This is a genomic window from Mesorhizobium sp. Root695, from assembly GCF_001428185.1.
Taxonomy (GTDB): domain Bacteria; phylum Pseudomonadota; class Alphaproteobacteria; order Rhizobiales; family Rhizobiaceae; genus Mesorhizobium.
Genome location: NZ_LMHO01000014.1, coordinates 1 through 25,332, shown reverse-complemented (window position 1 = coordinate 25,332; position 25,332 = coordinate 1). Strand labels below are relative to the sequence as shown.

The following is a 25,332-nucleotide window of genomic DNA, read 5'->3' as shown; positions in this document are numbered from 1 at the left end:
CTGACGACGGCTTGCGGAGATTACTAAGTATTCAATCGTTAGAAGATATCAGGCCCTGGACCAAGCCACTCAAATCGCAGCATAGAACATCGTTAGCTCGTCGCCGCCGATCGCTTGAAAACGACGGTGACCCTGGTCCCTTCAGTGGCGCTGGATTTAACTTCGAATTGTGCTTTGGCGTTCTCGGTCAAGGAGCGCGCGATGAGGGCACCAAGCTTGCCTGGCTTCGGCCATGTTTCGCCCTCCGGCAAACCAACGCCATCATCGGCGATAGTGATGCGGCATCCGTCGCCATCGACCACGCTGTGAAGCGTGATCGTGCCACCTTCTCGTCCCTTGAAGCCGTGTTTGAGTGCATTGGTAAGCAAGTTGATTCACGACCAGCCCAGTCGGCATCGCAACGCTGATCGACACTGGATAGGTATCAACCTTCATGTTCAGGCGTATACCTTCGACCGCATGCGAAGCCATTGCGGCGGATGCTATCTGACTGAGGTAGATACCCAGATCGACCTCATCCTTCTGCTCGTCATTCGACAGCGCCTTGTAAAGAATCGCGAGAGCGTCGACGCGCTCGGCCAACCTCTCGAACCGTTTCTGACCGGGCTCCGCCGCATTGCGGGTCTCCAGCCGAGTGAGTGCGGTGCTCGTCTGGAGATTGTTTTTTACCCGATGCTGCAGCTCCCGCAGCAGGTATCCTTCTCGCGAACACGCTCCTCGACCGAAGGCGCGTCTTCATCGTGAAAAGATACGTCCACCAAGGCAACCCGTCTGAAACACGTTTTTCCGTCGTCGTCGACTATCAAATTTGAGTGGGCGTCAACGACTGCCTGCCCGTCGACGCCGCGCTTCAGCCAGAAAGTACCCACGAAATCAGTTTCATTGACAACGCACTCGGCCAGCGCCTTGTCCTTCTGCTCACGGACTCCGGTCCCCGAAAGCGCTGTCCAGTTTTTCCATGCCAGACTGGCAGACTTCAGGCCTGAGAGCTTTTCGAACTCAGGGTTGGCATATAGGGCGCGCTCTGTCTCGATCAGGTCTGAAACTGCGATCACAAAGGTGGCGAGTTCGGGCGTATCGAGCAGCTTCTCGACCGCCTCTAGCCTCCCTGTATCCGATGTCATTTTACGCGTAAGGCATCAGTATCAGCGATGGGCTGATAGGCCAGCACCGAAGCGGGGCTCCACCTGCAGGGGTCAGTAGGCCGGGACCAGCCTGGTGTCGCGTAGCGGCAAGGTCATTGCAAACCGAAGGCCGTCAGGATGATAGTTTAACTCAACCTCGGCGTGGCACTGCACCGCGACTACTTTCTCCAGCAGAGTCGTACCAAAACCGCGCCGCCTTGGTTGCTCCACCTTCGGTCCGCCGTTTTCAAGCCAATTCAGATTGAGCATTCGCTCGTCTTGCGAATTGCTCACCGACCACCGGACTTCGATACGCCCTGTGGGGCGCGACAACGCGCCATATTTCGATGAGTTGGACGCGAGTTCATGAAAAGCCATCCCGATCGGGATCGCGATATCGGCGACCAGCGCGACGTTTGGCCCTTCGAGGGCTACACGCGACTTGTTGGTCGTGTCGTAGTGGCGCAGTTCCGACTCCAGCAGCTTGTGCAACGAAGCCATCTGCCAATAGTCATCGGTCAGCATCGAATGCGTGTCGGCGAGAGAGACGATCCTGGCGGAGAAATCGCGCACGAAATCATCCACGTTGCCACTCGATCTGGCGGTTGCGCCCATCATCGCCCGGACATTTGCCAACGTGTTTTTGACGCGATGATGGAGCTCCCTGATCAGCAGTTTCTGCCGGTCCGCGACCTCTTGCTTCTGTTCAATATATGATTTGACCTCAAGCTGACGTGCGCGGGCACGCAGAGCCGAGCGCACCGAATTTGCCAGGCTCGACGCCAGGAAGGGCCTCTCGAGAACGATGAGATAGCGGTCCAGAAAGGCGAGGCGTTTGTCCATCTCCGTTCCCCGCATCGTCAGCAACACGATCGGAAAATCGGACCACGCCGGTTGATGGTTGAGCCAGGATGCAAACTGATTTCGATCAGAACTTATCAAGGCTTCTTCGGCAACCAAAAAGCATTGGGCTTGGTCCAAGAGCGGAACTGCCTCGTCCAGCGTCGCGCAGATCTGAGACTTGATGCCGTTTTCCGTAAGGATAGCCGACGCGACCTTCGCGTCGCGCCCGACTGGTGCCAATACGAGCACACTGCTGTCCGAGGGCATTATGATGCCTTATCTTGCAACAGGTTGCCTTGCTTACCCTCGTAGGTGGGCACGCCAGTCAGTATCCCCCGGAACTCCTCCAATGGTTCACCGACGGACAGGCCGGTTGCGCTTATCTTGAATTCGCGAATGGTGTCTTCATGCGGCCCGACGCGCTTCTTCACCACGGAGATAGCCCGTCTCAGACGGCCGCCGCTTTCGAAAAATCGCAGAAGCATTACGGAATCGCAGAGATAGGTCATGTCGACGGTGGCGGACATTTGCCCGATCAGCCCATGATTGGCCAACAACAGGATCGTCACGACGCCCTTTTGATTAAGATATGTCAGGATCTCGTGCATCTGCAGCACAAGATGCTGCTCCTCCGACATAGCGTTGAGGTATCCGGTCAGGCTATCGATAACGACGATCCTTGCATTCGAGCGGTCCACAGCCGACTGGATGCGCGAGGACAATTCACCGGGCGACAATTCCGCCGGATCGATCTGTTCCAGCAACAAGCTTCCTTTGTCGGCGAACGGCCCCAGATCCATGTCGAGGCCCGATGCGCGCGCCAGGAATATCCGCTTGGTTTCATCGAACAACAGCACCAGCACATGTTCGCCGCGCTTGAGAGCGGCATGACAATAGCTGCACGCGATGGTCGACTTGCCGACACCTGAAGGTCCCATCAGGAGAGTGCTGGTGCCGCGGTCCAGCCCGCCGCCCACGAGCGTGTCTATAGAATCGTTGCCGGTAGCAGGCGATCCATGCTCGGCCATCTCATGTTCGGAGGAAACCAAGCGCGGAAATACCATCACGCCGCCCGGTCGAATGACGAAATCATGGAAGCCCCCGCGAATTTGTACGCCGCGCATTTTGATGACGCGCAGCCGCCGCCGCTCTCCGCCATAGATCGGCGCAAGCTGTTCCATCCGGATGACGCCATGGCTGATGGAGTGCAGGTTGAGATCGTCATGTTCAGCCGTGAGATCGTCAAGCAGAAGCACCGTCGCATTGTTGAGAAGGAAAAAGCTTTTCAAAGCCAGAACCTGCCGGCGATAGCGTAACGAGCCCTGAGACAAGAGGCGAATTTCCGACAGGGAATCGAACACCACGCGATCCGGCTTCATGCGCTCGATCTCGGCGAGCGCGGACTGCACGGTCTCACCGAGCTCAAGATCGGACGAATGAACCAGAGTCTGTAACTGCGATGGATCGAGGCTCAGTTCCGGTGGGACCAGTTCGAGGATTTCGATCCCGTCAAGAGAAAACCCATGCCGTTTTGCGACCGAGTGCAGTTCGCGCTTGCTTTCGGACAGCGTTATATAGAGGCATTTCTCGCCATCCGCCGCACCTTTGATCAGAAACTGCAGACCAAGTGTGGTCTTTCCCGAACCTGGCCTGCCTTCTATCAGATGTGAACGGAATTTGGCGTAGCCGCCTCGCAGGACATAGTCGAGGCCTTGCACGCCGGATGATATTGGTGAAGCGTCGTCTTGATCCACGTTGTCCCCGCATGCCTGTCGTGCCCCCTTAACGGACAGCATTTTCAATAGTTCCCTTTTGAAAAAGAGGTGACGGCCATCCCCCGCGGGGCTGTCACGCAGTGCCGCCGAAGATTTCTAACGGTCTCAGCGAGCTAATGGCCGTGGGAACCTCGTACTCGCGAGGCCGTGCCGCATCAGAAGCCTGGCCGGATTGGCGACCAACGTCAGAAAGTCAGCTGCCTCTTGAGCATTCGCCGTCAAGGCACGCCAAAGCCCCCTCCACGCGAACGACACACGGCGCCGTTACAATCTGGCGCTGATTTAGTTCTGCCTACCTCGGGTCGATCCCGTCCAAATCGTTGCTGGCACAAGCAGGGCTGGCTTCCTTCGCTGCGAGGGACACCACCGAACTCGAGAGTTTCATATCGCAAATCGATTCCAGAACTCTGGCTCTCCTTCGGAGATATGGAGCGACCTTGGCTACATCAAAGTGAAATGACAGGCCCGACGAACAGCCGCATTGCGAGAAGTCAGCGGCCGGTTGATGGGGTCGGTTGCTCGGAAACGACCATCGCACGCTCGCACTAAAACGGAGGCGACGGATGCTTGAACGACCTAATCGCTCATACGTCGAGTGGTTTTACCCTGACGACCTTGTGACGTTGAAGTCGGCTTTCGACGCCCTTTGTGCTGAATTCAATATTCTTCCCGATACGTCGGATGCGCAAGGGGTTGCGGCCGAGTTGATAAGACTCTTTCAGGCCGGCATGACGAGAGAAGACACGCTGATGGTCGCAGTGCGTGGCCGATGGCAAAAGGAATGGAAGATTGCCTGTTAGGTTTCCTCGCTCCGCAGCAGCTGGGCGGCCGGCGGCTCAAGCGCCTCGCTGTTGCGTCTATGCTCCGTCGGGTGGAAGCGATGGTCTACTATCGGATCGTCGACAAGGTCGCACTCCATGTCGATCCCAGATTTCGTCTGTCCGGCCGCCGAAGGCGGCGGGCGTCCATGAAGCTGGTTCGGCCAGCTTGTCAATTCCATAGAGGCATCGAGACGCGCCGTCGTCCTCGATAATGTGTTCCGCTGAGCCACTACCGTGAGAACGCCGTGGCTTGACTTCAACGGCTAGCGCCGAGCGATCAGTTAGCAAAGTTGCCGAAGATCGTGGTAATCGGGAACCAAACTGGCCAGAACGTCGACGCAGCGCTTCTTGATGCGCGCCATCTGACTGGTTACATCTGGGCGGCAGCCGCCTTGAGCCTCGGAGTGGGGAGGCTCGATAGATTTGCCGGGGGTTTGTCAGGCTTGTCGGACTGATGCCGTCTACGCCCATCCCGGGGGTTGCACCCATTGTTGCGCCGAGGCCTGCATTCACGCCATCAGTGACACCGATATTCGCACCCGCTGCGGCATTGACCCCACTTCCTCCTTCGACCGAGGCGCCGAGCCGTTGATACCATTTGAGCCGCCGACATTGGCGCCAGCCCCGACGTGTGCGGCTCTGTCGCCCCCCATGGATGCGCCTGCACCGGCACCGACCCCACCGACGCCGCCGGCCGATGTACTCCGGCGTCCGCGTTGAGACCACCTCCGCTGACGACGCGCCGTCAGCGGCCGCCCAGTAAACAGGCATCTTTAATCGATGAAGAAGCGGCCAATCGCGCGGCCGCAACAATGCAAGAGAGCAAGGCGGCTCTGATGGGGGGAAGGGAGATTGCGGCGCTTGTGGGAGGAATTCAACAAGGGCCGGGTTCTCCTGGTCGCGGCCGGTGCTACGTTCTACCTTCTGCTGGCGCTGCGGCCCCGGTTTCGGCTGCCGACCATGGCGTATCTCTCGGCGGATTGCTTCCGTCAGGGGGCTGGACCTCATTTCGTAGTCAACTGCAAGCCCTGGCCAGGCAAAAACCCAGCGCACTGGGCACAGGTTTCTTCATCGGCCTTCGTATTGCGTTTTGGACTTCCAACAGCGGCATGAAGGCGCTCTTTTGGGGCCATGAACATCGCCTACGAGGAATGCGAAAAACGCAGCTTCAGGCAAGAGCGCAGACTGACAGGGCAAATCATCGCACCTTGATCGACTATGTGTGGTGGGTCGTGTCAGCGCGCCTGCTATTCTAGATGCGGCCACTTTCTGGTTTGCCCCCGCCTCCACCATAAGGACAAAAACCTGAACCTCCTCGTCTATCTCACGCGACGAATACCTTCCGCCAAGGGATCCTCCATCGCCCTGTCGGCGAGATCGGTAATCAATGAAGGGTCGCTCAACTTGCAATGACTTCAAAACCGTTAGTGGCAACGCTATTCATCAATAGCCGCCTATCACAGGCAGAATCTCTCCGGTGATGTAGCTGGAGCATTGCGGTGACGCCAGGAAGACATAGGCAGGAGCAATCTCCTCTGGTTGCGCGGGTCGTTTCATCGGCGTTTTTGCGCCGAACTTTGAAACATCGCCCGCTGGCTTTTCAGAAGGATTGAGCGGTGTCCAGACCGGGCCCGGCGCGACGGCATTCACGCGGATTCCCTTGTCGATCAGATTGCCTGATAGGGCCCGTGTGAAAGCGTGAATCCCGCCCTTGGTCATCGAGTAATCCACCAACTCCTTGGATCCGTCGATCCCGGTGATCGATCCGGTGTTGACGATCACGGAGCCGGGCTTCATGTGCGCCACCGCCTCCTGTGCCATATGGAAATAGCCGTATAGGTTTGTCTTCAGCGTGGTGTCGAAATGCTCCTCGCTCAGGTCGGCGAAGTCGCTTGAATGCACCTGGAACGCTGCGTTGTTGACGAGCACATCCAAGCTTCCCAATTGCTTGACCGTGCTGGCTACTGCTTTGCGGCAAAAGGAGCGGTCGGCGACATCACCGCGGAGCGCGATGCATCTACGCCCCTCGCCTTCCACCGCCCGCTTCGTCACTTGCGCGTCGCCATCCTCGGAAAGATAGACGATTGCGACATCGGCGCCTTCGCGAGCGTAAAGGACGGCAACGGCACGCCCGATGCCGGAATCCCCGCCAGTTACCAGCGCGACCTTGCCTTCTAGTTTGCCCGAGCCACGCCAGAATGGCGCGTCGTATAGCGGGGCCGGCTTGATTTCTGCCTCATGGCCAGGTTTTGGATGGTGCTGCTTGGGAAAAGGCGGTGCCGGGTACTTTCGCGCGCCGGCCTGCATGGCGCCAACTGGTTTCGTTTTTGGCTTGGCTTGATCGTCCGCGTCGACTTTGCGTTGTATGCGGTTTTGCTTTCGCGTCGTTTTGGACGTGTCGGTCTTGGTTAAAATCGGCATCGTTGTCTCCTCAGTTTCAGGAGACAACGTGCGTTCAAGGAAAAAGTTGAAAAGCGATGTCGATAACGCTTCCGCTTGAATGCGACGCCTCCTGCCATGACGCGTCGCCGTGCAACCAAAACCGGCTTGCACCGTTTTGTCGGGTTCGACATTTCGGGGGATATCTTGGAACCATCCAGCAAGGACAGCGCGAGCGCCGCGTTTCGCAGCGCCGGAGAAATGGCTGAGCGTATCGGCTCGTTTGGGTGGAGCGCGACATCCATCGGGCCGGTCTCTTCATGGCCCGCAGAACTGAAGACAGTCGTCGATCTCATTCTCGGCTCCGCACAGCCTATGTTCGTCGTCTGGGGGCAGGACCGCATCTACAACGATGCCTTCATCCCTATTCTTGGCCGCAAGCACCCGACCGCTCTCGGCCTGCCTAGCCAACAGGTATGGGCAGAGGCATGGGGGACGATCGGACCGATGTTTGACCTGGTTTACCAGGGCCAGTCAGTCCATATGGACGACATTGAGATCCGAATTGACAAGCACGGCGCGCCAGAAGAGACCCATTTCGCCTTCTCCTACAACCCGGTCACGCAGCCGGAGATTGGGACGACCGGCGGCCTGTTTGGAGTCTGCACGGAAACCACGGATCGATTCCTGGCCGAAAAGCGCGAACGCCTCGCTGCTGAACGTCAGATCCATCTGTTCGAACAAGCACCAGGCTTTATCATTATCATGCGCGGTCACGACCATGTCGTTGAATTCGTGAATGACGCCCATCGCCAGGTTTTCAACAGCGGTGATTGGCTCTCGAGGCCCATTCGAGACGCCGTTCCCAGCCTCGCGGGACAAGGTTTTTTTGACCGGCTCGACGACGTCTTCGCTAGCGGTACGACATTTGAAGCGCAGGGCGTTCCAGTGCGATTTCGCCGCTCGGCGGATAGTCCGGAAGAGACGCGCTACCTGACGTTCATCTACGCACCGCTCTACGATGGCGGGAACATCATCACAGGAATATTCTGCGAAGGGTTTGACGTCACCGAAACATTTCGTGCGAGGAAGCGGAGCGCTGCCCTCGCCGAACTTGGCGACGTTGTGCGCCTGGTCGAAGACCCCGACGAACTGGCCTATGCGGCGGCCGAAATCATTGGCAGGGAGCTGGATGTAAGCCGGGCCGGATATGGCACGATCGATCTGGCGAATGAGACCATCTCCATCGAACGCGACTGGAATGCCCCCGGCATCAATAGCCTGGCTGGGGTGCTGCATTTTCGCGATTACGGCACGTATATCGATGATCTCAAGCGCGGCATCACTGTTGTCATTGAAGATGCGGACAAAGACCCGCGGACGAGCCAGAACCCAGAAGCACTGAAAGCCATCAGCGCTCAATCCCTGATCAACATGCCCGTCACCGAAAGGGGGGGCTTTGTGGCCCTACTCTACCTTAATCATAACAGGCCCCGATCCTGGTCTGAGGAAGAGATCGAGTTCGTTCGCGAGATGGCAGAGCGAACGCGCACCGCAGTCGAAAGGCGGCGCGCGCAAGCAGAGTTGAGGCAGAATGAAGGTCGCTTGCGCTTCCTCGACGGACTGGGGAAAGAAACATCGAAAAGCACGGACGCGGACGCAGTGCTTGAGATCACGACCAGAATGCTTGGCGAGCATCTCGGCGTCGCGATCTGTGCCTATGCCGATATGGAGCCTGACCAGGACCATTTTACGATTCGCGGAGATTGGCACCGACAAGGCTCTTCCAGCATCGTTGGCTACTACAGTCTCCGGGACTTTGGCGAACTCGCCGTTCTTCGGCTCCATCAGGGTTTGCCGCTGATCATCAATGACAATCAAGTCGAGCTTCCCCCAGAAGAAGCCGCAACGTTCCAGAATATTGGAATCGCTGCCACTATCTGCATGCCCCTCGTCAAAGAGGGGCGCCTGACCGCGCTGATGGCGATCCACGACAGCGCTCCGCGGGTCTGGACGCAAAATGAGCTTGCACTTCTCACAGAGGTAACGGAGCGGTCGTGGGCGCATATAGAAAGGGTGAGGTCGGATCAAAGCGCTGCCGAGACCGCGGAACGCCTGAGCCTGGCTACCCAGGCGGCCGCAATCGGCATCTGGGATTACGACCCGGTCGCTGACCATTTGCGGTGGGACGCACAATGCCGGGCGTTGTTCGGTATTACGTCGAACGATGGGGTTACCTACGAGGGCTCTTTCCTCGCCGGCCTACATCCAGAAGACCGGAGACGGGCAGATGAGGCGGTCAGGCGAGCAATCGCTCCAGACAGTCTTGAAGGTTTTAACATCGAGTACCGAACCATTGGCCTGGAGGACGGTATAGAGCGTTGGGTGGCGGCGAGCGGCCATGCCATTTTCGAAGCCAGCAAGGCCGTTCGATTTATCGGCACTGTGATCGACATTTCCGATCGCAAAAAGGCCGAGCGACACCTCAAGATCATGAACGATACCGGAGCGGCGGTCGCTGCCGAACTTGATCTCGACAAAATCGTGCAAATCACCACCGATGCCGGCGTCGAACTTTCCGGAGCGCAGTTTGGCGCTTTCTTCTACAACGTGCTCGACGATCAGGGGGGCAGCTACATGCTCTATGCCCTGTCAGGGGCTCCACGCTCGGCCTTCCAGAATTACCCCATGCCACGTGCGACGGCTGTGTTCGAACCAACCTTCCTCGGGAAAGGCGTCGTTCGATCGGACGATATTCTCAAGGATCCACGATACGGCAAGAATGCGCCGCGCAAGGGCATGCCTGAAGGCCATCTGCCGGTACGCTCCTATCTGGCGGTGCCGGTCGTGTCGAACTCCGGCGAAGTTCTGGGTGGTTTGTTCTTTGGCCACGCGGAGCCCCGCAAGTTTCATCCTGAGCACGAGAGGGCCCTGTTGGGCATCGCCGGCCATGCCGCAACGGCTATAGACAACGCCCGCCTCTTCCAGTCAGCCGAACGCGAACTGTCTGAAAGGCGGCGTGCCGAAGCCGCACTGCAGACACTCAACTCAACACTGGAACAGCGCGTCATCGACGAAGTGGCGGAACGCTCTAAGGCAGAAGAACAGCTGCGGCAGGCGCAAAAGATGGAGGCGGTCGGCCAGTTGACGGGTGGCATTGCGCACGACTTCAACAACATGCTTGCGGTCATTATTGGTGGGCTCAATCTGCTTCAACGCAAATTGTCCAAGGGTGAGACAGACGTCGGCCGATTTGTCGAAGGCGCCATGGATGGGGCGCATCGCGCCGCCGCTCTTACCCAGCGGCTCTTGGCCTTTTCGCGACAGCAACCACTTAAGCCGGAGCCCATCAACGCCAACCGCCTGGTCGGCGGCATGACCGATCTCTTGATGCGAACGCTCGGTGAGACGATCAAGGTGGAGACGGCTTTCGGTGCCGGCCTCTGGCAGGTCAAGGCCGATCCAAGTCAGCTGGAAAGCGCCTTGCTCAACCTGTCGGTCAACGCACGGGACGCCATGCCCAACGGGGGCAAGCTGACCATCGAGACGTCGAACGCCTATGTCGACGAGCGATACGCTCGCGAGTCCGCCATTGCGGCCGGTCAATTCGTGCTGATTGCCGTAACCGACACGGGTACGGGCATGACCGCGGATGTTCTCGCCAAGGCTTTTGACCCCTTCTACACGACTAAGAGCGTTGGCAAGGGGACAGGACTGGGCCTCAGCCAGGTTTACGGTTTTGTTCGGCAATCTGGCGGCAACGTGAAGATATACTCGGAGCCGGGCGTCGGCACGACGATCAAGATCTATCTGCCACGGCATTATGGCAGCACCGAGCAGGATTCTCTCGAGCCGAAATCAAGATCGATAGATGGCGGCCTGGCAAGCGAAATCGTCATGGTGGTCGAAGACGAGGATCGCGTCCGCGCCGTCTCAGCCGAAGCGTTGCGCGAACTTGGTTATACGGTCGTCGAAGCCAGTGGCCCAAACGAAGCGATCAAAATGATTGAAGCCGGACAGCAGTTGTCCCTGCTCTTCACCTACGTCGTGATGCCGGAGATGTCCGGCCGACAGTTGGTGGATATCCTTCGCAAGGGCAGCCCCAAGCTTAAGGTTCTCTACACCACGGGATACACGCGCAACGCCATCGTTCACAACGGGATCCTCGATCCTGGAACGCAGCTTTTGCCGAAGCCTTTCAGCCTTGAAGACCTTGCGGAAAAGGTGAGGACAATTCTCGACGGCCCTTCATAGGGCGCACCACTAGCATCTCGGCCGATCTTTGTGACCGAAGCAGTTCTCACTTGGGGACGGCTTAACACCAGCGCGGGGAGCGAAAAGGCGAAGCCTCAGTATGCATCCCGACCGATTGTGTTGCCAGTCTGACTATCTGGCCTTTGGCACTCGCAGTCGGCAATATCTAGGCTGGCAAGTTTGAAGGCCATCTGCCACCGCAGAGGGCCAGCATTGGCTGCGAGATAGGCCTATTCGTGCGATCCTGCCGCAACGGTTCAGCCACACCACGCGCACCTTGAATGCGCACTCTAGGCCGGAAAGCGCCCGCGCTACTGCAGGGCCTGTTGATGAGATTGGCAAGACGCTCCGCCGCCAGAACGGGTTGCGATCGAGCTGCGTTGGTTGCGGTGGTTTCATAGTCCTTGGTCAGCAGGGCAGCTCCACTGGCCGAGCGCACCGGTTCTGGACGTACAATCGCTGCCGCGATTTTCTCGCTTTCAGTCATCCACTGCCGGGATCGTCGATCGCTGCTGCCGCTTGGTCGGCTGGCACACTTTCCAGCCCGCTGTCATGCAAATCAAGCATCGCGCCTTTTGCCGTCGTGTAGCCGCCGAAGATGCCATGCCCAATTGGCGGCACTCTCGTCTCTGCGTCGCTGCACCTTGACGCCCAGGCGATGCGACAAGAGACGGATGATGCCTCGCGCTCGCCGGCGGCGGCGCTGCTCGCACAGGCACTCGCGCCAAGCTGACCGCAAAAGCGGCGTTTCGGGCGCCGCGATCATGAGAACCCGCAAATATACGGTAAACGCTTATCAACGTTCGGCCGCGACGACGTCTCAGGAAGATATCGGCCGTCTATGGACAAACTCGCAGTGCTTGGTCGTCAGCGATATCGAACCCGTTCTTATGCAAGACGTTGGAAAGGTCGACCCCGCAGGGCCGCACGGACCTAATGGCGCGATCGGCGTGACCTCAGCGGAAATCAAGGCGCACGCCCGCTGGAGGTTCGCGCGGAGCAACCTATCTGGCAACTCTTCCTGCGAGCGCGAGAGATGCGAACTGTGCTCAAAGCGGCGGGGGTAAGAATTGCCCGCGCATTGCTGTCTGGGCTTATGGAAGGTAGAAGATGTATTAAAGCCGCAACGAAGTGGTGGCATCTCTAAGTAGAATTTCGATTTCGGAGATAGTAGCCTGCGTGCTGTCCCGTGCGGTCAATCCTAGACGTGAGGTGATTGCCACAAATGAAACCGTCATCGAAACTTCCCTGAATGGTCAGCGTCTCGCTGCCGCGACTAGTTTTCCGCCCTACCCCGCGCAATCGGCTTCAACCAGCGCATTGCCGCGCCGGTCCGGCCACCTTTCCAACGGCGGCCGTTCATTTTCGCCGATCGCCGTAGTTCCTACGACAGGCACCATCTGGATCTCCAACTTGCTCGCTGCGCTCCGAGATTTGAGTTCTTCAATCTGATCATCGCGCCGGGCGATCCTGCTCTCCAGGTTTGCAATGCGCTCGGCCAAAAAGTAGCGGCCAACAGTGAAGCCACAGCTCGCGAAAAGTACGGCGGACGAGGCAAATGCAATTGGATTGGCCAGCACCAGTGCCGAATTGGTCTGGAAGAAATCGATCAGATTTTGCATTGGCCCAACTCGCTTCAATGGCCGGGATGCTTGTGAATCTCGAACCCGCCCAACCCGGGCTAAGCGGATTCTCTGCACTCCCTATCTAAAAATAGGACGATATTCCTCACACGTCAAGCTTGCACTCGACTTTGGTTCTCTTCTGTTCACCTTCGCGAGGGAGAAAGGCACCACGGGGCGCAACATCCGCGCAGCCGCCATCGGGCCGCAGAGGTGTCATTCCTACGGCAAGACGCTTACCTCAGCGATGGCCATCAGCTGATTGAGGGCCGCGGGCGGGCCTATGTTGTAGTCGTGCGGCTTCGCGTGCACCCGAAACGCGGTGCCGCTGCCATCGCCCTGACGCCGGGCCTGGTCATGGCGGGGACGTTCCGCATTGCGGCATGCGGTGTGTCGGCGATGATGATCGAATATTGTTCCCAGGAGCGGTCCCTGGTAGTCGAACGGCCGTAAGCCGCCCGACCGGGAGTTGCGACAGCAGTTACCGGGATCATAGCCGAGCAGGCGCTTGCCACCTTTTTGCTGCTTTTTTAAAAGTGCCTACAACGCTTGTCGTGGTCATGGTGACCCTCTCAGCCTCTGCATCAGCTCTATTTATCGTCGAATGCCCAGAGATGACCTGTGCCCTTCTCGCGCAAAGGGAGAAGGGCACATTGGATCTGCTTAGTAATTGCCGTTGTAATACCGGTCATCGCAGGGCGCGGTGTAGACGCGACCGTAGCGGTCCTGGTAGCGGCACATTTCTTCGCCGCGGCGCTGCGGCGTAGTGGCCGAGCCGACGACCGCGCCGAGCAGCGCGCCGCTGGCGGCGCCAATCACCGTGCTCTTGGTGTTGCCGCCGATCGCCTGGCCGACGAGCGCGCCGCCGGCGCCGCCGATGAGCGCGCCGGTGGTGGCCCGCTGCTGGCCTTCGGTCTGCGACTGGCAGCCGGCAAGTGCGGCGGTCACTAGCAGGGCGGCTATAGCTTTGTGAAAGGTCATGGACGTCTCCCTTAAAAGTCTGAAATCCCTATCAATCGTCCCGTGCGGGCGCATTGCGGCGGAACGGGGGCGCACACTCTCACGAAGTGAGTCAGGGTTTCCCATGAGTTGAAAGCCATGGTTTCCAAAGCGCAAAGGAAACGGGCATACCCGCTGATCTCACCGGCCGATATAGTTGCGCACGGGTATATATATCTGGATGCGGCCGACGGCTCGCATTCGAAGCAAACTCGACATGCTTTCCTAACCAAATAGCAGGCGGTACAGGCCCCTATTATCAGGTCTGAGTACCATGGCCCGCGCGATGGACAAAGCAACCACACCCCCCGAGTTTGAAAGGCGAAGGGCTCGCGCTGCTCAATACCTGCGCATGTCGACGGAGAGGCAGATCTACTCCATCGACAATCAAAGGGACGCGATCCGTAACTATGCAGAGGTCATGGGTTACGACATCGTTGCCACGTATGAAGATCCAGGCCGAAGCGGGCTCAGCATCTTGGGGCGCCCGGGCTTGAAGCGGCTGATCGAAGATATCGAAAGCCGGCGGGCCGATTTCGAAACTGTCGTGGTCTATGACGTCAGCCGATGGGGACGCTTTCAGAATACTGATGAAAGCGCCTCATATGAATACCGATGCCAAAGAGCCGGAGTGCGGATCGAATTCTGCGCTGAGCTATTCGTCAACGATGGGAGCATTGGGTCCGATGTTCTGAAGGCCATCAAGCGCAGCATGGCTGCGGAGTACAGCCGAATGCTGTCGAATAGGGTCTTTGCAGGTCAAAGCCGAATAGTCAAACTGGGTTTCAGCGGAGGCGGCCCTGCAGGCTATGGGTTGAGGCGCCTTCTCGTCGACGGCTCTGGAAATCCCAAGGCAATCCTCCATCATAATGAGCGAAAAGGCCTGGCCAGCGACCGCGTCGTTCTCGTCCCCGGGCCTGAAAATGAGGTGTCAACCGTCCGATGGATATTCAACCAGTTCGTGAAAAAAGGAAAAACGGCAGTCGAAATTGCGTCAGCTCTAAACGCGCGCGGCTTGGTCACCGAGTTTGGCCGGCCTTGGACCGGAGCGTGCGTAGGCACGATACTGGCCAGCGAGAAATATGTCGGCAACATTGTATGGAACCGAATATCCCACAGGCTTCTGCAAAACCGGCTGAGAAATCCGCCAAGCGCATTTGTTCGCGCCGACAACGTCATCGAACCGCTCGTAACCCGGGCGCTGTTCGATCGTGCGCAAGCTATCAGGCGGGCACGCACTTACCTCAGACCCGATGAAGAGTTGCTGGCCGATCTGACCAAGCTTTTGAAAGAACGGGGAAGGCTGTCGAGCCCAATCATTGATGCCGCTCCAGGCTGTCATTCAGCCAGCATTTACGCGCATCGCTTTGGAAGCATGAACGCCGCCTACCAGTTGATCGGATACGACGGGTCGGCGAACTATCGGAAACTCGACATCAGAAGGCGGCTCATTCAGATTCGGCAGCAAACAATCGAAAACTTGATGTCGGACATCGACGGGGTCGGTGGCTCAGCGCTGTACGATCCCCAAACAAAGATTATGCGTGTCAATGATGAATTCTCCGTGGCGATTTGGACTGCGCAATATCGGATGAACGTCGCCGGTTTTCCACGCTGGCCGTTCTGGAAGCGGGGTCTCATCGGGCCAGAGGTAACGATTTTGATCAGGATGGAGTCCGATAATCAGACCGTTCGTGACTTCCTGATCGCACCCGCTCATGAAGCGCAGTCTGCCCTTCACATGCTCAAGGCCGACAATGGCGTGCGCCTTGATGCCTTCCTCTTCGCTTCGCTTGATCCTGTGGTTGAGATGGCGAGACGAGAACCAATGCCGGCAAATATATGAGAACTACGAAAGCCGGGCATCGCGACTTCGTCACAAACAATCGGCATGCCATTCGGCTGACGGTAGATTCGCGGGCGCCGATGAACCCGCTGCGTGTCTCCGGTTTGTTGAAGACCTTCAGGCGCCAAGTCGACAATATGCAGGAATTCATCAGGGAAGCCGACGCGGTGAAACACCAGATGGAAAGCGTCGTCGATGCCTTTCGTCATGTCCTGCGCATCGCCGCATTTCAAGGGTTGCTTCAATCGAATGGCTTCGCAACGGCTCCTTCGATCTTGATGCAAAATTCGCCAGAGGCCGGGGTGAAAGCAGGTATCTGCGAAGACCGGCAGATTTCCTTTCCGCGCGTCGACGAGCCGCTTGTCGAAGGCATCTGCCTCGAAGCTCTCGACATGCTGAACGATTTCGGCGCCCCCTTGAAGATTTTCGGCTTGTTACGAGAGGTCGTGCCGGGTCGGCAGGTTGAAATTGTCCGGCTGATGCTGGCGATGAACCGCGTGGAATTCCGAGTAGCGAGGCTCTTGATCGAGCTCACCCCACGATCACAACTCACCAATCCCTTGGCTCGCAGAAAAAGATACGAGGGTATTTCCCCGGCGCAAATGGCCGCCATGGAAGCCGACATTGCCGAGGTCAGCCATGACTATCTGAGCGCTGCCAGCACCCACGGCTCAGAAATGCTAAACCTGATCGCCGCTACGAGCTATTTCGACCGACTGCTGAACAACCCCAAGCTGGTTCGATATCTAGCGCGCAATTTCGCGAGGCAACTGGAGGTGTTTCAGAACTTGCTCGACTTCCGCGAGGCTCGATACAAGAAACACCCGCCGCAGGCCGGGTCGTGAGCGGTCGGTCATCACCCTTAGTTTCGCGGCATGCTGTGTATCTCCATCCGAACCGGTCCTCCCTTTTTGCAACTCGTGCAGAAAAGAGCGCGCTCCACCGAGCTGAACAGAGCTTCCTTGCCGTAGCGCTTGATCAAGCTTGCCGGCTTCACTTCCGCATGATGCGAGCAGGTCGTGCACCACGCTCGCAGCGTGTGCCAGCTGCGCAGGTCGCCCAGCGCGACGTCTAGTCCGGCGTGAATACTGCCGTCGATGATCGTCTGCGGCGGAACCTTCACCTCGCCGGGGGTAATGATCTTCTCCATAACGTGGCGGCTGTTGTAGTGGATCAGCAGCATGCCTGGCCGGCGCCGGATGGCGGCGTGCCAGGCCGCTTGGCTCACCACCGCGTCCGGCGATCGACAGATGGTTTCGAGATGCGTCTTCTCCTCCCGATCCCAAACCTCGATCCGGAAATTGTCTTCGGCAGTGTCCACCATTTAGGGGCGCGCCTTGTGCCAGCCGCGAGAAAAGCCATTCGAAACCGCAGCCCGTGACAAAGCGAGTTCCCGCTCAAGTTCGGCGTTCCTGGCCAGAGCCGTCAGCAAGGCGACCACAGCATCGCCACTGGCTGCAGCGAGGGCCTGCTGTGCCGCCAACTCCAATTCGGACATAGCTTCGCCTATCGGCGCATTTTGGCGCTTTCCCATGGCCCTTTTCCTGCTCAGATAGATCAGGAATAAGGAACATATTCCTGTCCGGTCAAGAGGCGTTTGACTATTTTGTTCTCATTTCGTTCACTGTCGGCAGGATAACCACACCAAAGGATCGGGAAGCCTGTCGATCAAGGAAATGTCATGTGCGGCCGCTACACCCGATATCTGACGTGGTCGGAAATCCACCGACTCTACCGGCTCACGGGGCCGGCGGAAATCGGCCGCAATGACGAGCCGCGATACAACATCGCGCCGACGCAAGACGTGCCTTTCGTCACCGCCGGCGAGAACGGCAACCACCGCCTGCGGGAGGGGCGATGGTGGCTCGTTCCGTTCTGGGCAAAGGAAATGCCCAAGGCGGCCATGTTCAACGCCAGGATTGAAGGCATCGACGCCGCGCCGGCCTTCCGGGATGCCTTCAAGTCGAAACGATGCTTGATCCCGGCTGACGGCTTCTTTGAGTGGACGATCTCGCCGGCCGACGGCAAGAAGGATCCGTGGCACATCTATCTGCCCGGCCACGCGCCTTTTTCGTTCGCCGGGCTTTGGGCGCACAACTCCAACCTCGACATAACCAGTTGCACCATCATCACCGAGCCTGCAGGCGAGCCGATGAGGAACCTGCACGACCGGCAGCCGCTCATTCTCGACCAAGCCTACTATGACGCCTGGCTCTATCCGGCGACGCCGAAGGAATACCTGAAAGACATTCTCAGCCACGACATCGACGGCCAGCTGCAATTCAACCGTGTCGGCCGCGACGTCAATTCGACCGTGATCAACAAGCAGCCGAATGACCACCCTGCCCTGGTTGGGGCGATCAATCCGCTATGAGCGACGAACCGATTAAGCTCGCCGAAAGCATGACGGCGGCGCCGCGGCGAGGCGGGCGGGTCGAAAATCACGTCTGCGAGTTTGAAGGATGCGGGAAGCGCGCGCCGTTCGGATTTGCCAAGCCGAGACAGTCATCGCACTGGTTCTGTTTCGAACATCGCGAACACGGCGACAGCTATTTGGCGGGGGTGAGATGATCAGTCGACCAAGAGAAGCGAGCGATTATCCAGACCGAGCCATCGACTGCCAGGAGGCGATGCAGCCCGGCTTCCAGGCCATCGTTGATTGAATGCTGGAAGCCGGATGGTCGCGCGGCGCAACTCTTCGGTCACTAAAGCGGCTGATCGAAGCTCGACGGTGAAGCAGGCATCATCGAAAATTGACGTAGGCTCGCCGAGAATAACCCCAACGAAATCTCAGCGAGCCAGCCGCCCCGGCATGAGGGACATAACAGGGCGACTAAATTGCTTTACGAGCCCGCCCTCCAAAAAGTTGCCTGAAATCGTCAGGCGCTTCCGAAAGGGAGCCTTTAGCTTGCCCTTGGAACATTTCGACGCGTGCTCGATTAACACGGCATCCGTTTGGTTGGTGGCAGGACTAGAGTGTGATTTCGATAACCCCCGATGGTTCAGAAGAGAAACCCCCACGGATGGGCATCCTTCCAATCATCGCGACTACCCTTTTTGTTATGGCGGTGGGATGGTCTGTATTTGAATTGTTCATCGAACTGCCAAAAACGCAATGGAACAGTCAGGCGGAATATAGCCACGGCTCGGCGTTCAATGGCGTACCAGGCGACCAAAACCCTAAGTCCGGCAACAGTGCCCCTTCAAGGCTGGGCGGCGATTGAAGCCTATTTTAGGCCCGTCGCCCCATTCACGACAGCCACGGGCGTCCCACGGGTAACGGTCATGGTCTTGCCTACGCGGGTGGCCTCGGCCGCCGGAGAAACCATAGGCGGCGCCTAATGTTTCATCGCTCACCGTCAACGCTTCTTCGGCGTCGGCTTGATCTTTTCGACCCGCACCTGTCGCCGATCTTCTTGGCTGGTGCGAGCGCTTGTATGAAAATGCTGATTCCGACGAAACCATCGGCTCTTCCATTCGTTTTGAGCGCCGGTGTTGCCCGAGTGGAAGAGACGAAGTGCCATGCCCTTGTCCGATGAACTGCGAGATGTAGCGATCGAGTTTCACTGTCCGGCCTGTTCATATCCGACGGTGAGAAAGGGATCCTGGCTGAGAACGGTCGGCAGCTTCAAATGCGAAAGCTGCGAGACGAAGGTGAGGATTGGCTATGAAGACAAGCTGGCGATTTTTGAGCGCCACCTGAGGAAACGATAAACCGCTCGTTCGTTCAGATGTTTCTCTGGCTGATTCCTGCGATGGCGACGAAGAACTAACCCGAACATTCGAATTGGATTCATCGCCCTGGCGTATGCCTAGGGCCAACGACGACACCTCGGGCTTCCTGTCTCCGATCGGCTGTAGCCAACGTTGGGGAATGGCCGGTGCGGTGGCGGGCGTTGGGGCACGACGGACACCGTGCCGGCCATTGCGGTGGGGCTCGGGTTCCTCCCCGCGTAATTGACTTAGCCCAACGTATGCCATCCCGCAATTAAGCCTGTTGACCTACGCCGCAGGCGACCGCGCCAATTCATGTTCCCATTCCACCGGATGCCGAACCGCCTCTAAACCAGTGAATGAACTCGACTTCCTTGCCGGTCACTTCTCGCACCGTCTTCATGTAGGCAATATGAGAGGGTTCATGATGCTCTAGTGCAGCGCGTCCTCTGCTATAGTCGAAGGCGGACCTTGAGCCCGCCTTCGACGTCCGGCCTAGATTCAGCCGCCCATCTTCTTTGCCATGGCGCAGAAATCTGCGTGCGACTTGTTGAGCGTGGTATCGCCGCAATCCTTCAGCACCGCTTTCTGTTCATCGGGTTTCATAGCCGCCCATGCTGTCTTGAAATCCTTTTCCGTCTTCAATGTTTTCATGCCGGCATCGGTGAAGAACGGCGACATCTTTGCCGGATCGTCGAGTGCAGATGTGTTGCCAGCGGCAAGAGCCGAACCGGTCATAATCGCAAGCGCCATCGCGCCTGTTGTAAGCTTCTTGATGTTCATTGTTTCCTCCGTCGTTGGGTCATGCAGCATGACCTTCGGAAAAACGTGGATTACGGAACTCGGTTCCCATCGCTCCACTAGCGCAATCCCTGCATCATAAATTTGTAGATCGTGCCAATTGCCAATTTCTTCATCGATCTCTTATCCAGAAATGCCTTGGGCCTCAGCGGCCCGCTTCGCATCCACAGGCATTTCAATGATCAGCCGGCACGGGGTCAGAGATAAGGTCGTCGACGAAATGGTCCGATATCCAATGGTAGAGAAATTCGCTACCGGCTTACTCAATGCCCCCTTTTTCACAGACTGGAACTGGCTGTTCTGGATGAGGCCGTGACGCGCTCGTGTTCCGTTGCAAACGCTCTGTCGACGGACGGTAAGATGCAATACACCTGGTTGATTGGTGCCTACTCACTGCGACATTGGGGTGAAGAGGATGAAGAACCCTAGTTCGGGTGAGTCCTTCCGCGATCACACCATAACCCCAGGCTGACAAATCGGGCATGCATGCGGCGCGGCGGACAAATTTCCGCCTGGCCGGCGCCTTTTACCCCCAACGCCCCCGCCCAACGAGGTGTCGGCCATTTTCAAGGGAACATCCCCGACATCAGAGACGTTTTCTCTGATGGCTTTAGTTATCGGGTTCGCGTCAGCAGTGGTGGTTCTCTTTGTCGTGTTGCTGTTTACGCACGCAGCACAAAACCTGCAAACTCTTCGCCGATCTATCACAGGATATGTCGCCGACTGCGCCAAGCCCTTTGAGCGGGTCTTCAGCTTCGGAAGGCGCTAACGTTCTTATATTTCTTTCTAAATAATGGCAGGACTAAAGTCTTGCGCCTCGTCAACGAAGGTCTGGCGTTACCGTTTTGGTTCCGGTAACATTCATTGGACGTTCCATTAAGTTAGCTAATCAGCATATTAGGTCTTCATGAAGCCGTCATGCTGGAGAGGCAACATTAGCTAGCCGGATGGGCCGAGGTCCTCCCAAGTTCGGTGTTCCCGACTAACCTCCAGAGCCCGGCTAAAAACCGGGCTTTCTTTTTACGTGTGCTGGGCGAGCTTCGAGCGGATTTCGTTGACAGCGTTAGCGATGGCGCCTGCGGTCGTCATATCGACGGCTAAGGCCAAGATGCCCGGTGTGGTCTGGATCGAAAGGATGCCGAGTAGGCCACTGTCATCCTCGACCGTGCTGACTCAATTTCGGTCGGCAACAATCGCGCAATGCGGCAATGTTTTCAATCGGCTGGCGCTAAACGCTGGGCCGAACCACCACCAAACCAGCGGATGAACTCGCTTTCCTTTTCGGTGACTTCCCGGACGGTCTTCAACAGCGTCTCATGCAGGACACTCGTTGCGTACATGGCTAAGGCCCCGGCGATTCACCCTGCGCGGGGCCTTTTTACGCGGTAGCTATTCAGGCAGGCCGGGATCGTAATGTACAATCGCGTCGAGGATGGTCCTATAGAGACTGTCGACCTCTTCGTCGATCTCGACCCGCTTGATGCCGAGCGACTTCGCGTCTGCGATCAGCTTGTGCGTGAGTTCGTCGACCGAGATGACATCCGCCTTCGTCGTCTCAGGCACGTTGTTGGCCAGCCATTGGTCGAGGAAGTTGATTCCGCGTGTGCTCATGACCGCTAAGTTCGGTATCGATATTAGGTTCCACCGCCTTGACGACGATCAAGTTGTTATGCCTTGGGCTAACGCCCCAGCGGCTGTCTCGACAGTAAGACGAGTTCGGCCTCATCCTTTATTCCGGCCATGTAATTGGCAATGATCCGTGAGGCGATGGCGTCTCGCGCTTCCGGCGACTGGCCTTGTAGCTTCAATTGCTCAAAGACCCTGCCGAGCAGAGCCAACTCCGATGGATCGAAAATCCCGGCTTCATTTGCCTTTGTCCGAATTGGCATAGTTCTCCTCCCGGAAATCCTGCAGCGAAGCGTGCCGCAGATCCTCTTCGCCGCGCAAGTGCTTCACGCGGCCGATGATGCCCGGCTTCACCCACTGCGTCGCCGGCCGCTTCATCCCCTTCGGCGCCGGCCCGGCATGCTCCTGGACACGCTTCCATAGCCGCTCGCGGATCGCGCCGCGCGAATTGATGAAGGCCGATCCCACGTAGCGACCGGTCGCCCGATCGGCCATCAAGGCAAAGGCCGGCTTGCCGGCTTCACGCTCGACGCCGAGCAGTTCGTATTCGTCGACCGAGTAGCATTTCGCCTTCAACCAGTTCGTCGACGGGCCGCTGCGATATTTGCTGTCGCGCCGCTTCGATACCATTCCCTCAAGCCCTGCCTGGTCAAGCAGGTGGACGATGGCCTTGGCTTCGCCCGGCAGCGGCTCGCTGAATTGAATACGCCTGCCGGGCTCGATCATGCTGGCCAGGATCTCGCGGCGCTCCTCCAGCGCCATTTCGCGCAGGTCGTGGCCGTTGAGGTGCAGAAGGTCGAAGGCCACGAAATACAGGTCATTTTGCCGCCTAGTGATCGCCTTTCGCAGCTCGCGGAAGTCGGACAGGCCGGCCTCGTTCAAAACGATGATCTCACCGTCAACGATAGCATTGTCGGCGCCGAGGTTCGCCGCCTCTTTCACCAGGTCGGAATATTTGCGTGTCCAATCGTGACCCTTGCGCGTGTAGATGCGTGTCCCGTCCTCATCGATGATCAGTTGCGAGCGGTAGCCGTCGAACTTGACTTCGTGACTCCAGCCGTCGCCCTCCGGTGGCTTCTCCACCATGGTCGGCATCAACGGCGCGACGAACTTCAAACGCATGCACGTAACTCACACAAGCCGGCAGTTAAATAAGCTTTGGCTAAAATAGTTCCGGAACTTTTGGCGGGCAATCGAGCCGTGAGGAACCTCTACTGGTCGATGAAGTTAGGGTTAGAACACGGCGGTGAAGCCATGACGACCAAGTACCATATCGACGAAATGCAGGGCGAAAAGTTGCTGGCCCTACACATCGCCCACGGAACCAGTGCTTTGGAGGCCATGAACAAGGTCACGGCCGGGCCGTTCGTGATCCGAACCGTGCAGGCTCATTGGTTCCGGGTGGTGGATCAGTGCCGCCGGGACGTTTTCAAGTTCGCGGTCGAAAGAGATTAATTTAGCGTCCGCTAATCCTTGACGCCATCGGACGCCGCGCCAGAATCAGTGCATGGCAATAAAGGTTGGCGACGAAGTAGCAATGATGGCGACGGTGCTGAAGCGCGTCACGGAAGACCGCGTCAGCGTCTCGATCCCGAGCTACAATTTCCCCCATTCGATAATCGATCCGGCCACCAACCTGGTGAAGGGTCAGCAGATCGAGCTAACCGGTCACGTTACGCGGATTGACGGTGACAAGGTCACGGTCACGTTGGGGACGATGGTTACGGTTGATCTGCACAAGCTGCGTTTGGTCCAGAGCTACGTCCCACCCAAGCGGAAAAAGGCGCTGATCGATGAACCGGGTTGACGCGTTATGACCAAGCTTTCAGACCTTGGCCCGCCTATTCACGGCAAGCGACATGGCGCCGAGCCAGCACGAGAAGAAGACCATTTCTATTCCTGTCCCTACTGCGGACAGTTGGTCGATCAGCGCGATCTACGCCAGGTCCTCTACCATGAAGAACCTGGGCATAAACCCCTGGATCCCGAAGACGGCGCGACAATCATTATGTTCCCGGGCGTCCGAAGATAGCGCCTTGGTGGGGCTGGAAAACAGATCGGCCACAATCCCAAACCGTCGGCAACCAAAAACCAGAACCATGAAGGCGACGAGCAATGGCACGCACGCATTTGCGTTCCGCTGTGAGGCTAAGGTCCGGCGATCCCCCGACTGAAGTCCCTGCCCCGCAACTGAAGCATGGCAATCACGTTACGACCGCACCCGAGCACCTCGCTCGTGGAGGGCGCTGGAGCAGACTTTGAGGTGACGTCTTGAGATTCTTAGAGGCGAGGCAGACGGCGGCCGTTGTAGAGAGAACGACAGTCCGCGACGTCGCAAATCAAGCAGCCAATGATAACAATACCCCTGCTCCCGATATCTCGTCCGCGCTCGACCTCATCCTTTCAACGGAGGACGACAACATTGAGGACCGTGTCAGACGAACGGAGAGACTTGGCATCGTCGTCGTCGTTATCATGGCAATCGGCCTTGCCTTCGCGCCGGCTCTGTTTGTTGCATTAGGGCCCGGACCCATAAAGGGCTTCCATTGATGCGGCTATCGTGATTCACGGTCTCCAGATGGAGGTCATTGATGAATCGCGACTATTTCTGGCTGACCTAGGGCCCGGACCCATAAAGGGCTTCCATTGATGCGGCTATCGTGATTCACGGTCTCCAGATGGAGGTCATTGATGAATCGCGACTATTTCTGGCTGACGGATGCGCAATTTGCGAAGCTGAAGCCGCACCTGCCCACCGACACGCGCGGCAAGCCGCGGGTGGACGACCGCCGCGTCATCAGCGGCATCATCCATGTCATCAAGAGCGGCGGTCGTTGGGTCGATGCGCCAGCAGCGTATGGCCCGAGAAAGACACTCTACAACCGCTTCCAGCGCTGGGCGGCCAAGGGCGTATGGAGCGATATCTTCCATGCACTTGCCGGTGCGGATGGACCGCCGGCCCAGCTTCTCATCGATTCCTCGGCCGTGCGGGCGCATCGTTGCGCGGCCGGGGGTAAAGGGGGGAGCACAATCAGGCCATCGGCCGATCACGCGGCGGACGCACCACCAAGATCCACGCCCTGACCGACGGCCTGTGGCGGCCCGTCGCCTTTATGCTCACCGGCGGCCAGGTCGCGGACTGCAAGGCGGGCGAGGTGCTTCTCGGACAGATGCCAGAAACCGGTCTCGTCAATGCCGACAAGGGCTACGATAGCAACGCCATCCGCCGCCAGATCAGCGAACGGGGAGCCTTCGCCAACATCCCGCCCAAGGCCAATCGCATCTGGAAAAACTGCTTCTCACCCTTCCTCTACCGCGACCGGAACGCAATCGAGCGCATGTTCTGCCGCCTTAAGGATTTCCGCCGGATCGCAACGAGATACGACCGCCTCGAAACTAATTTCCTCGCCGCAGTCTGCATCGCCGCGACCGTCAGCTTCTGGTTATGAGTCCGGACCCTAGGTTGAATATTTTAGCCGGATAATAAAATTTTGTCGATTTCGATGGGCCGTTGCCGCGCGACAGGCG

The 25,332-nt window shown here is 58.0% G+C and carries 24 protein-coding genes and 1 pseudogene; 10 read left to right on the top strand and 15 right to left on the bottom strand.

Annotated features, from left to right (window positions below):
* Nucleotides 1-92 precede the first annotated feature (92 nt).
* The 3 genes and pseudogenes from ASD99_RS15790 to ASD99_RS15780 form a co-directional block, all read right to left on the bottom strand.
* Nucleotides 93-1,124: pseudogene (locus tag ASD99_RS15790) on the bottom strand (histidine kinase dimerization/phosphoacceptor domain -containing protein).
* Between the two features lie 72 nt (nt 1,125-1,196).
* Entirely contained in the window at nt 1,197-2,237 is a 1,041-nt protein-coding gene (locus ASD99_RS15785) for a sensor histidine kinase (protein ID WP_082583301.1), read from the bottom strand.
* The gene (locus ASD99_RS15780) at nt 2,234-3,763 is read right to left on the bottom strand and encodes an ATPase domain-containing protein (protein ID WP_057144223.1); all 1,530 of its coding nucleotides are present in this window, start codon (nt 3,761-3,763) and stop codon (nt 2,234-2,236) included. Before ASD99_RS15780 ends, ASD99_RS15785 begins: the two co-directional genes overlap by 4 nt.
* 542 nt (nt 3,764-4,305) lie before the next feature.
* Here ASD99_RS15780 and ASD99_RS15775 point away from each other — a divergent pair.
* Nucleotides 4,306-4,542 carry a hypothetical protein gene (locus tag ASD99_RS15775; protein WP_057144222.1) on the top strand — a complete coding sequence of 79 codons (237 nt, stop codon included), beginning with the start codon at nt 4,306-4,308 and terminating at the stop codon, nt 4,540-4,542.
* Between the two features lie 1,464 nt (nt 4,543-6,006).
* On the opposite strand, the gene ASD99_RS15765 is transcribed toward ASD99_RS15775, so the two are convergent.
* Nucleotides 6,007-6,984 carry an SDR family oxidoreductase gene (locus tag ASD99_RS15765; protein WP_057144220.1) on the bottom strand — a complete coding sequence of 326 codons (978 nt, stop codon included), beginning with the start codon at nt 6,982-6,984 and terminating at the stop codon, nt 6,007-6,009.
* A 1,002-nt stretch (nt 6,985-7,986) separates the two neighbouring features.
* Here ASD99_RS15765 and ASD99_RS15760 point away from each other — a divergent pair.
* The gene (locus ASD99_RS15760) at nt 7,987-11,196 is read left to right on the top strand and encodes a GAF domain-containing protein (RefSeq protein WP_057144253.1); all 3,210 of its coding nucleotides are present in this window, start codon (nt 7,987-7,989) and stop codon (nt 11,194-11,196) included.
* A gap of 483 nt (nt 11,197-11,679) precedes the next feature.
* On the opposite strand, the gene ASD99_RS33350 is transcribed toward ASD99_RS15760, so the two are convergent.
* The 3 genes from ASD99_RS33350 to ASD99_RS15745 all read right to left on the bottom strand — a co-directional run bounded on the left by ASD99_RS33350 (nt 11,680) and on the right by ASD99_RS15745 (nt 13,799).
* On the bottom strand, nt 11,680-11,817 hold the full coding sequence (locus ASD99_RS33350) for a hypothetical protein (RefSeq protein WP_156388997.1): 138 nt from the start codon (nt 11,815-11,817) through the stop codon (nt 11,680-11,682).
* Nucleotides 11,818-12,485: 668 nt separating this feature from the next.
* Nucleotides 12,486-12,818, bottom strand: coding sequence for a hypothetical protein (locus ASD99_RS15755; RefSeq protein WP_057144219.1), 333 nt, complete (start codon nt 12,816-12,818; stop codon nt 12,486-12,488).
* 663 nt (nt 12,819-13,481) lie between these two features.
* The gene (locus ASD99_RS15745) at nt 13,482-13,799 is read right to left on the bottom strand and encodes a YMGG-like glycine zipper-containing protein (protein WP_057144217.1); all 318 of its coding nucleotides are present in this window, start codon (nt 13,797-13,799) and stop codon (nt 13,482-13,484) included.
* Between the two features lie 304 nt (nt 13,800-14,103).
* On the opposite strand from ASD99_RS15745, the gene ASD99_RS15740 reads away from it, so the two are divergent.
* Together ASD99_RS15740 and ASD99_RS15735 are read left to right on the top strand one after the other, a co-directional pair.
* Nucleotides 14,104-15,663 (top strand): recombinase family protein, encoded by a 1,560-nt coding sequence (locus ASD99_RS15740; protein WP_057144252.1) that lies wholly within the window; start codon nt 14,104-14,106, stop codon nt 15,661-15,663.
* Nucleotides 15,660-16,508 (top strand): plasmid partitioning protein RepB C-terminal domain-containing protein, encoded by an 849-nt coding sequence (locus tag ASD99_RS15735; protein ID WP_244497766.1) that lies wholly within the window; start codon nt 15,660-15,662, stop codon nt 16,506-16,508. Before ASD99_RS15740 ends, ASD99_RS15735 begins: the two co-directional genes overlap by 4 nt.
* Before the next feature lie 17 nt (nt 16,509-16,525).
* Here ASD99_RS15735 and ASD99_RS15730 read toward each other — a convergent pair whose 3' ends face one another.
* Nucleotides 16,526-16,987 (bottom strand): hypothetical protein, encoded by a 462-nt coding sequence (locus ASD99_RS15730; protein WP_057144216.1) that lies wholly within the window; start codon nt 16,985-16,987, stop codon nt 16,526-16,528.
* A complete protein-coding gene (locus ASD99_RS15725; protein ID WP_057144215.1) occupies nt 16,988-17,197 on the bottom strand; it encodes a hypothetical protein in 210 nt (69 codons plus the stop codon).
* Nucleotides 17,198-17,344: 147 nt separating this feature from the next.
* On the opposite strand from ASD99_RS15725, the gene ASD99_RS15720 reads away from it, so the two are divergent.
* From ASD99_RS15720 to ASD99_RS33345, 3 genes are all read left to right on the top strand, one after another.
* A complete protein-coding gene (locus tag ASD99_RS15720; protein WP_057144214.1) occupies nt 17,345-18,037 on the top strand; it encodes an SOS response-associated peptidase in 693 nt (230 codons plus the stop codon).
* Nucleotides 18,034-18,234, top strand: coding sequence for a hypothetical protein (locus ASD99_RS33910; protein WP_057144213.1), 201 nt, complete (start codon nt 18,034-18,036; stop codon nt 18,232-18,234). Before ASD99_RS15720 ends, ASD99_RS33910 begins: the two co-directional genes overlap by 4 nt.
* Before the next feature lie 407 nt (nt 18,235-18,641).
* Complete coding sequence (locus ASD99_RS33345; protein WP_156388996.1) at nt 18,642-18,887, top strand: hypothetical protein; 246 nt, start codon at nt 18,642-18,644, stop codon at nt 18,885-18,887.
* A gap of 135 nt (nt 18,888-19,022) precedes the next feature.
* On the opposite strand, the gene ASD99_RS33340 is transcribed toward ASD99_RS33345, so the two are convergent.
* From ASD99_RS33340 to ASD99_RS15695, 6 genes are all read right to left on the bottom strand, one after another.
* Nucleotides 19,023-19,187, bottom strand: coding sequence for a hypothetical protein (locus ASD99_RS33340; RefSeq protein WP_156388995.1), 165 nt, complete (start codon nt 19,185-19,187; stop codon nt 19,023-19,025).
* 691 nt (nt 19,188-19,878) lie between these two features.
* Nucleotides 19,879-20,160: a hypothetical protein gene (locus ASD99_RS15710; RefSeq protein WP_057144250.1), complete on the bottom strand. Its 282-nt coding sequence runs from the start codon at nt 20,158-20,160 to the stop codon at nt 19,879-19,881.
* A 1,232-nt stretch (nt 20,161-21,392) separates the two neighbouring features.
* A complete protein-coding gene (locus tag ASD99_RS35140; RefSeq protein WP_274533699.1) occupies nt 21,393-21,518 on the bottom strand; it encodes a hypothetical protein in 126 nt (41 codons plus the stop codon).
* Between the two features lie 49 nt (nt 21,519-21,567).
* On the bottom strand, nt 21,568-21,789 hold the full coding sequence (locus tag ASD99_RS15705; RefSeq protein WP_057144212.1) for a DUF768 domain-containing protein: 222 nt from the start codon (nt 21,787-21,789) through the stop codon (nt 21,568-21,570).
* A 68-nt stretch (nt 21,790-21,857) separates the two neighbouring features.
* Nucleotides 21,858-22,067 (bottom strand): hypothetical protein, encoded by a 210-nt coding sequence (locus ASD99_RS15700; RefSeq protein ID WP_057144211.1) that lies wholly within the window; start codon nt 22,065-22,067, stop codon nt 21,858-21,860.
* Nucleotides 22,042-22,926 carry an RNA ligase family protein gene (locus ASD99_RS15695; protein ID WP_057144210.1) on the bottom strand — a complete coding sequence of 295 codons (885 nt, stop codon included), beginning with the start codon at nt 22,924-22,926 and terminating at the stop codon, nt 22,042-22,044. Before ASD99_RS15695 ends, ASD99_RS15700 begins: the two co-directional genes overlap by 26 nt.
* Before the next feature lie 78 nt (nt 22,927-23,004).
* Here ASD99_RS15695 and ASD99_RS15690 point away from each other — a divergent pair, with 78 nt between their 5' ends.
* The 3 genes from ASD99_RS15690 (at nt 23,005) to ASD99_RS32235 (ending at nt 25,253) form a co-directional block, all read left to right on the top strand.
* Nucleotides 23,005-23,259, top strand: coding sequence for a hypothetical protein (locus ASD99_RS15690; protein ID WP_162256703.1), 255 nt, complete (start codon nt 23,005-23,007; stop codon nt 23,257-23,259).
* A 52-nt stretch (nt 23,260-23,311) separates the two neighbouring features.
* The gene (locus ASD99_RS15685; RefSeq protein ID WP_057144208.1) at nt 23,312-23,611 is read left to right on the top strand and encodes a hypothetical protein; all 300 of its coding nucleotides are present in this window, start codon (nt 23,312-23,314) and stop codon (nt 23,609-23,611) included.
* 884 nt (nt 23,612-24,495) lie between these two features.
* A protein-coding gene (locus ASD99_RS32235; RefSeq protein WP_156388993.1) for an IS5 family transposase occupies nt 24,496-25,253 on the top strand; the annotation gives its coding sequence in 2 pieces (ribosomal slippage) (nt 24,496-24,835 and nt 24,835-25,253; 759 coding nt in all).
* Nucleotides 25,254-25,332 lie beyond the last annotated feature (79 nt).